Here is a 6,216-nt window from a genome sequence, read left to right as displayed (position 1 = left end):
CCACCCGGCCGCGCGCGCCCTCGCGCCGCTCGGCGCGGCTTATGGGGCGCTGAGCGCCCGGCGCATGAATCGCCCCGGCATCCGGGCGGGCTGCCCGGTCCTGTGCCTCGGTAATTTCACGCTTGGCGGAGCCGGCAAGACGCCTGCCGCGATCGCGGTCGCGGCCCTGCTCGTCGAACTCGGCCGCAGGCCCGCCTTCCTGTCCCGGGGCTATGGCGGACGCATGGCCGGACCGATCCGGGTCGATTCGACCCGCCACGGGGCTGCGGATGTCGGCGACGAGCCGCTGCTCCTAACCCGTCACGCGCCGACAATCGTGTCCCGGGACCGCCCCGCCGGAGCATCGCTGTGCCGGTCGTCAGGCTCCGACGTAATCGTGATGGATGACGGGTTGCAGAACCCGACGCTTACCAAGGACCTAGCCTGGGCGGTGATCGATGGCGGCGCCGGCATCGGCAACGGCCGGCCGTTCCCGGCGGGCCCCCTGCGGGCGCCGCTCGAAGGGCAATGGCCCCACGTCGCCGGTGTGATCCTGGTCGGAGACGGGGCTCCCGGCGCCGCGATGGCGCAGGCCGCGGAGCGGCGGGGGCTGCCGGTGCATCGGGCGCAACTCGTCCCAGATCCGATCGGCCTGATCGGCCGGCGCTGTCTCGCCTTCGCGGGGATCGGCCGGCCGGAAAAATTCTTCGCGACGCTGCGCGGGACCGGGGCAATCATCGCGGCGGCTCGGCCGTTCCCGGATCATCATCCCTACCGCCAGGCGGAACTCGCCGCCCTGGCAGCCGAGGCGGACCGGCTCGGTGCGGAACTCGTGACCACCGAGAAGGACGCGGTCCGCCTCCCCGGCCCGTTCGCAGCGCGCGTCCGCGTCCTGCCCGTGCGCCTCGTGCCGGACGATCCCGAGGCCTTGCGCGCGCAGATCCGCAAGGCGCTGTGACGCTACGGGCGCCCGGTTTCCTTGAGCCGCGCCAGGATCGCCTCGGGTGATACGTAGGCCTCCTGTCGGGTGGCGCTCCAGTAGCGCAACTCGTCCAGCGGGATCGGGTCGCCTGTCACCGCGCAGCGCACGAAGCTGCCTGGCTTGACCACCCGCATGGTGCCGTCCCCATACTGGACGACTGCCTCGCCGTTATGTCCGCGCTCGTAGCGACCCAGCACATCCGCCTCCTGATCGATCCTGCCATCTTAGATATCGGATCCCCGACAGGGGTCTAGCGGTCTGATCCGCATCACGTTTTTCCGAACGCCGGCAAATAAGGCCCGGAATGGTGCACGCCGGCTGCGGAGTCAGGTCAGCATTGAAGGGGCGGTATCGGTAGCCAGTAGGGCCCGCGCCGCGTCGGAATCGACGTGCATGCGTGCGATCAACGCCTCGGCGCTGTCGAACCGCTCCTCTCCGCGGATGTAGCCGACGCATTCGACGGCGATCTCCCGTCCGTAGAGGTCTCCGGCGAAATCGAACAGGTAGACTTCCAGGAGTGGCGCGCCGTCGTCGAAGGTCGGGCGGCGCCCGTAGCTTGCCACGCCGTCGCGGATCTCGCCGGGGCCGAGGCGGGCGCGCACCGCGTAGATGCCGTGGGCCAGCCCGCAATCGGGAAGCATCACGTTGGCGGTCGGGAAGCCGAGTTGGCGCCCGCGCTTGTCGCCGTGACGGACCTGGCCGAGCACGAACCAGCGGTAGCCGAGCAGCGCGTTGGCCCGGGCGACGTCGCCGGTGGCCAAAGCCGCCCGGATTGCGCTGGACGAGACCGGATCGGTCTCGTCCGCCAGGGCGACAGGCTCGACGATCCGGCAGCCCAGGCCGGCCTCGTCGCAGAGTTCGGCCAGGATCGCCGGCGTGCCCTCGCGGTTGCGCCCGAAATGGAAATCGTGGCCGACCACCACGCCGGACAGCCCCAGAGACCCTCTCAGGAAGTCGAACACGAAGGCGCGGGCGCCCGTGGCGGCAAGCGCCCCGTCGAAGCGGCGCACGACCAACCCGTCGAGGCCGAGATGCGCGAACACGATCTCCTTGGCCGCCAGCGAAGTGAGGCGGAACATCGGCGCATCGGGCGCGAAATAAGCGCGCGGATGCGGCTCGAAGGTCAGCACCGCGGATGGCCGGCCGGCTTCCCGCGCCACCGTCCGGACGTTCTCGACCAGCACGCGGTGGCCGCGATGGACGCCGTCGAAATTGCCGATCGCCGCGACCGCTCCGGCGAGGGCCGGTGGGATCGGCGTATCGACGCCGCAAATCGTGAAAGGCCGCATGGCCGGTTGGTCGCCTGAGGCCATCGATTCGGGGTCGGAGACTCGGGAGGGGTCGGATGAGAAGAGGCGCCTGCGCGGTTCGCGTCAGGCCCGACGGCGCCGGACCCTGCCCAAAGCTGCCCGGAGGGTCAAGCGAACCCCCTACCCCGCGACGACGCAGGGGCGGTCTGCGAAAGACACACCCGCAGATTAACGGCTTCGCAATGCGGCGGGCCTATTTTAAATGCTGTGCAGCGCGGCTATTTTGCGGCGTTAGTGAAGCGTTCATCTTTCCGGGAGCCGCCGCGGCTTCCCGCCGGGCAATACGGAGCAGTTGGTCTATGGCTCTCGATCTGAGCATGCCGATCCTCGTTGTCGACGATTACCAGACGATGGTCCGAATTATTCGGAATCTATTAAAGCAGCTCGGCTTCGAAGAGGTCGATGACGCTTCGGATGGTACGGCAGCACTGGCTCGCCTGAAGGACCGCAAGTACGGCCTGGTCATCTCCGACTGGAACATGGAGCCGATGACCGGCTACGAGCTGCTCCGGCACGTGCGGGCCGACGAAAACCTTCGGACTACGCCGTTCATCATGGTGACCGCCGAATCGAAGACCGAGAACGTCATCGCCGCCAAGAAGGCCGGCGTGAACAATTATATCGTCAAGCCGTTCAACGCGGCGACGCTCAAGTCCAAGATCGAGGCGGTCTGCGGGAACTGATGATTTCCGTGGCACGCCCAACGCGCCCTCCGGCAAAGCCGCCGGCACGCCGGAAGGCGCCCAAGAGCGATGCCGCCGGCATCGACGGTCGCCGATCCCAGGAGGAGAGCATGTCGTCAGCCGCCGCGCGACAGCCCGATATGCGGTTCCGTGAACCGCACGCCGTGATCTCTGAGTTGATCGAGATTGCGGATTACATCGCCCATTTGCGCGAGGAGATCGGTGCGCTCCGGGCGAACGAGATGAGCCGCGACCGAATTCCCATGGCGCATGAGGAACTCGGCAGCGTCGTCGTCGCGACCGCCGGGGCCACCAACACGATCATGGAGGCCGCGGAGGCGATGCTCGGCCTCCCGGACGGGCCTGGCTACCGGGATGCCGTCGAAGAGCGAATCAACACGATCTTCGAAGCCTGCGCCTTCCAGGACATCACCGGCCAGCGCATCGCCAAGGTCGTGGAGGCCCTGCGGCTTTTCGAACAGCGGCTCGCCCGCTTCGTCGGCGCCGTGAAGGCCCGGGATGCATCCTCCACCGACCCGGCCGAGATGGCTCGCCGGGCCCGCGCGGAGGACCTCCTCCTCAACGGCCCCCAGGCCGTCGAGGAAACCCCGTCCCAGAACGACATCGACGCCCTGTTCGCCTGACCGGCTCCCGCCCCCGGTCGGTCCGGCGCCCATCGACGCGCCTCGGTCGGGCGGGTTAGACGCCCTCGGCAACCCGATGCCGAGGGCGGCGTCGAAGGAAAGTTCCGGCCCAAACATGGCGGCGCAAAGCTGGTCCGATCTGACGACGGACGACCTCAAGCGGCGTGACCTGCGGCGGGCGATTGCGGTGTTGCCGGTGGCTGCCATCGAGCAGCATGGGCCGCACCTCCCGCTCGGCACCGACGCGATCATCGCCGACGGCTATCTCGACCGCGTGCGCACGCGTGTGCCTGACGACCTCGACGTGCTGCTGCTGCCGGTCCAGGCCATCGGCAAGTCCGACGAACACGATGCGTTTCCAGGCACGCTCTCACTCGAGACCGGGACGGCCCTGGCGGCCTGGACCGGGATCGGTGCCGCCATCCATCGCGCCGGCTGCCGCAAGCTGGTGATCGTCACGAGCCACGGCGGTAACAGCGCCCTCATCGATCTCGTGGCCGGCGATCTGCGCGCGCGGTTCGGCATGGTCGCGGTCACGACGTCCTGGGCCCGGTTCGGCTATCCCGACGGCCTGTTTCCCGCTGACGAGATCGCTTACGGCATCCATGCCGGGGGCATCGAGACCGCACTGATGCTGGCCCTGCGGCCGGACCTCGTGCGGGCCGACCGCATCGCGGATTTCCCGCCCCGCAACCGCGCGATGATCCGGGATTTCACCCATCTCCGCGCCGGCCGGCCAGCCGCCTTCGCCTGGAAGGCGGGCGACCTGCACCCGTCCGGAGCCATGGGGGATGCCCGGCTGGGCAGTGCCGAGGCCGGGCATGCGGCCCTCGATCATGGCGCCGCCGCGTTCGTGGAACTGCTGCGGGACGTGGAGCGGTTCGAGCTGGATCCGGCGTAACCGGCGCGGACGTGCCGCCGAAAGGTCCGTCACGCGCCGTGCATCTTCCGCCGGCGCCGAGAGGCCCGGCCATGAAAGTCGTCGCGTTGATCTCCGCCGCCCTGTTGCTCGCCGCCGGTCGTCCGGCCGCGGCACTCGAGCGGCCCGTCGTCGTCGAACTCTTCACCTCGCAGAACTGCTCCTCCTGCCCGCCCGCCGAAGCGCTGATCGGGCGGCTCGCGCAGGAAGGTGCGGACGTGCTGCCGCTGGCCTTCCACGTCACCTACTGGAACCATCTCGACTGGCGCGACCCCTACTCCCTGCCCGCCGCCACCGAGCGGCAGGCTGATTACGCGGCCCGGTTGGGCAGTTCGAACTACACCCCGCAGGCCGTCATCGACGGACGCGCGGCCCTGGTCGGCTCCGACGAGGCCGGCCTGCGGGCCGCCGTGGCACGGGCCCGGAGTGCCGGGACGGCCGTCCGGGTGACGCTGTCCCGTAATGGAGCCGGTCTCGCCGCCCGGGTCGGGGCCGGAAGCGGAAGGGGCCGGGTCCTGCTGATCGGCTTCGATCCGAGCCATACCAGCCGGGTCCTGCGCGGCGAAAATGCCGGGCGGACCCTCGATCAGGCGAACGTCGTCCGCTCGATCCGGGATCTCGGGGCTTGGTCCGGCGTCTCTGCGACGTTCGAGGCTGCCGCGCCGGCGGGTGAGACGGCGGCTCTCCTGCTGCAGGCGACCGACGGCCGCATCCTGGGCGCGGCCCGCCTGGGCGAACGCGTCGCCGGCGCCGCGGAGTTGCCGCGATGATGCTGGCGATGCCTGGCGTCGCGGGATGCGGATGGGCCCTGGCGCGGGACTCCATCCCCGCGCTAGACTCCTGCCGTGCCGGGGAATGGATCGGCGGCGGAGCCCGGATGGCGCTCGAAGGTGAATTGGCCACTCTGATGGCGGCGGCGCAGGGTGGCGACGCGGCCGCATATCGCGCCTTGCTCAAGGCGTGCCTGCCGGTGGTCTCGTCGATCGCCCGGGCGCAGGGCGTGCGCGGCGAGGCCGTGGACGACGTCGTCCAGGACACGTTGATGACCCTGCATCGGGCTCGGGCGAGCTACGATCCCGCGCGGCCGTTCCTGCCGTGGCTGCGCGCCATCACCCAGCGGCGGGCGATCGATCGCCTGCGCCGGACCGGTCGCCGACCCCGCGAGGTTCACGATCCGATTGCATACGAGGCTGAGGCCGATCCCGGTCCCGCGCCGGGCCAGGGTCTGGAGGCGCGTGACCGCGCCGCGGCCCTGGCGCGTGCGGTCGCCTCGCTGCCGGACGGGCAACGGCAGGCCGTGGAGCATCTCGGGCTGCGGGAGCTGTCTTTGGACGAGACCGCGGCCTTGACCGGGCGCAGCAAGGGCGCGCTCAAGGTCAACCTTCACCGGGCTCTCAAGGCCCTGCGCGCCAACCTGATGCAGGAGCGGCGCTGATGGCCGACTTGGCCGGCCATGACCCGGGTCCGCACGCTTTGAGTCGCCACGACCGGCTGGTCGAGGATCTCGCCATCGGCCTGCAGCCGGTTCGGCCTCTGCCCTCTCCGGCCCTGCGCGCCGCCATGTGGCTGGGAGCGGCCCTGATCGTCGGGCTGGTCCTGGCGAGCCGGATCGACTCCACCGGCTTCATGCTGAGGATGCGCGTGCCGGATCTCGCCTGCGCCGCGCTCGGGGCGGTGCTGACGGCGGCCGGCGCTGCGT

At 70.1% G+C, this 6,216-nt stretch carries 8 protein-coding genes and 1 pseudogene; 7 read left to right on the top strand and 2 right to left on the bottom strand.

The features are described 5' to 3' along the window. A partial coding sequence (gene lpxK / locus FV228_RS17995; protein ID WP_246693940.1) for a tetraacyldisaccharide 4'-kinase occupies positions 1 to 937 on the top strand: 937 nt, incomplete at its 5' end. Positions 938 to 939: 2 nt separating this feature from the next. Here lpxK and FV228_RS17990 read toward each other — a convergent pair. Together FV228_RS17990 and FV228_RS17985 are read right to left on the bottom strand one after the other, a co-directional pair. Further along, a complete protein-coding gene (locus tag FV228_RS17990) occupies positions 940 to 1,158 on the bottom strand; it encodes a DUF2093 domain-containing protein (RefSeq protein ID WP_147855881.1) in 219 nt (72 codons plus the stop codon). Between the two features lie 129 nt (positions 1,159 to 1,287). Beyond that, entirely contained in the window at positions 1,288 to 2,274 is a 987-nt protein-coding gene (locus tag FV228_RS17985) for a bifunctional riboflavin kinase/FAD synthetase (protein WP_147855880.1), read from the bottom strand. A 296-nt stretch (positions 2,275 to 2,570) separates the two neighbouring features. On the opposite strand from FV228_RS17985, the gene FV228_RS17980 reads away from it, so the two are divergent. From FV228_RS17980 to FV228_RS17955, 6 genes and pseudogenes are all read left to right on the top strand, one after another. Next, a complete protein-coding gene (locus tag FV228_RS17980; protein ID WP_007560016.1) occupies positions 2,571 to 2,954 on the top strand; it encodes a response regulator in 384 nt (127 codons plus the stop codon). A gap of 110 nt (positions 2,955 to 3,064) precedes the next feature. After that, positions 3,065 to 3,598: a protein phosphatase CheZ gene (locus FV228_RS17975; RefSeq protein WP_147855879.1), complete on the top strand. Its 534-nt coding sequence runs from the start codon at positions 3,065 to 3,067 to the stop codon at positions 3,596 to 3,598. 115 nt (positions 3,599 to 3,713) lie between these two features. After that, on the top strand, positions 3,714 to 4,499 hold the full coding sequence (locus tag FV228_RS17970; RefSeq protein WP_147855878.1) for a creatininase family protein: 786 nt from the start codon (positions 3,714 to 3,716) through the stop codon (positions 4,497 to 4,499). A gap of 71 nt (positions 4,500 to 4,570) precedes the next feature. Further along, a complete protein-coding gene (locus FV228_RS17965; protein ID WP_147855877.1) occupies positions 4,571 to 5,287 on the top strand; it encodes a DUF1223 domain-containing protein in 717 nt (238 codons plus the stop codon). 107 nt (positions 5,288 to 5,394) lie between these two features. After that, complete coding sequence (locus tag FV228_RS17960; RefSeq protein WP_147855876.1) at positions 5,395 to 5,952, top strand: sigma-70 family RNA polymerase sigma factor; 558 nt, start codon at positions 5,395 to 5,397, stop codon at positions 5,950 to 5,952. Continuing rightward, a pseudogene (locus tag FV228_RS17955) lies at positions 5,952 to 6,216 on the top strand (DUF1109 domain-containing protein); the annotation flags it as partial. The gene FV228_RS17960 and the pseudogene FV228_RS17955, both read left to right, overlap by 1 nt.

This window comes from Methylobacterium sp. WL18 (genome assembly GCF_008040015.1).
GTDB lineage: Bacteria > Pseudomonadota > Alphaproteobacteria > Rhizobiales > Beijerinckiaceae > Methylobacterium > Methylobacterium mesophilicum.
This window is presented reverse-complemented; position numbering and strand designations above follow the sequence as displayed.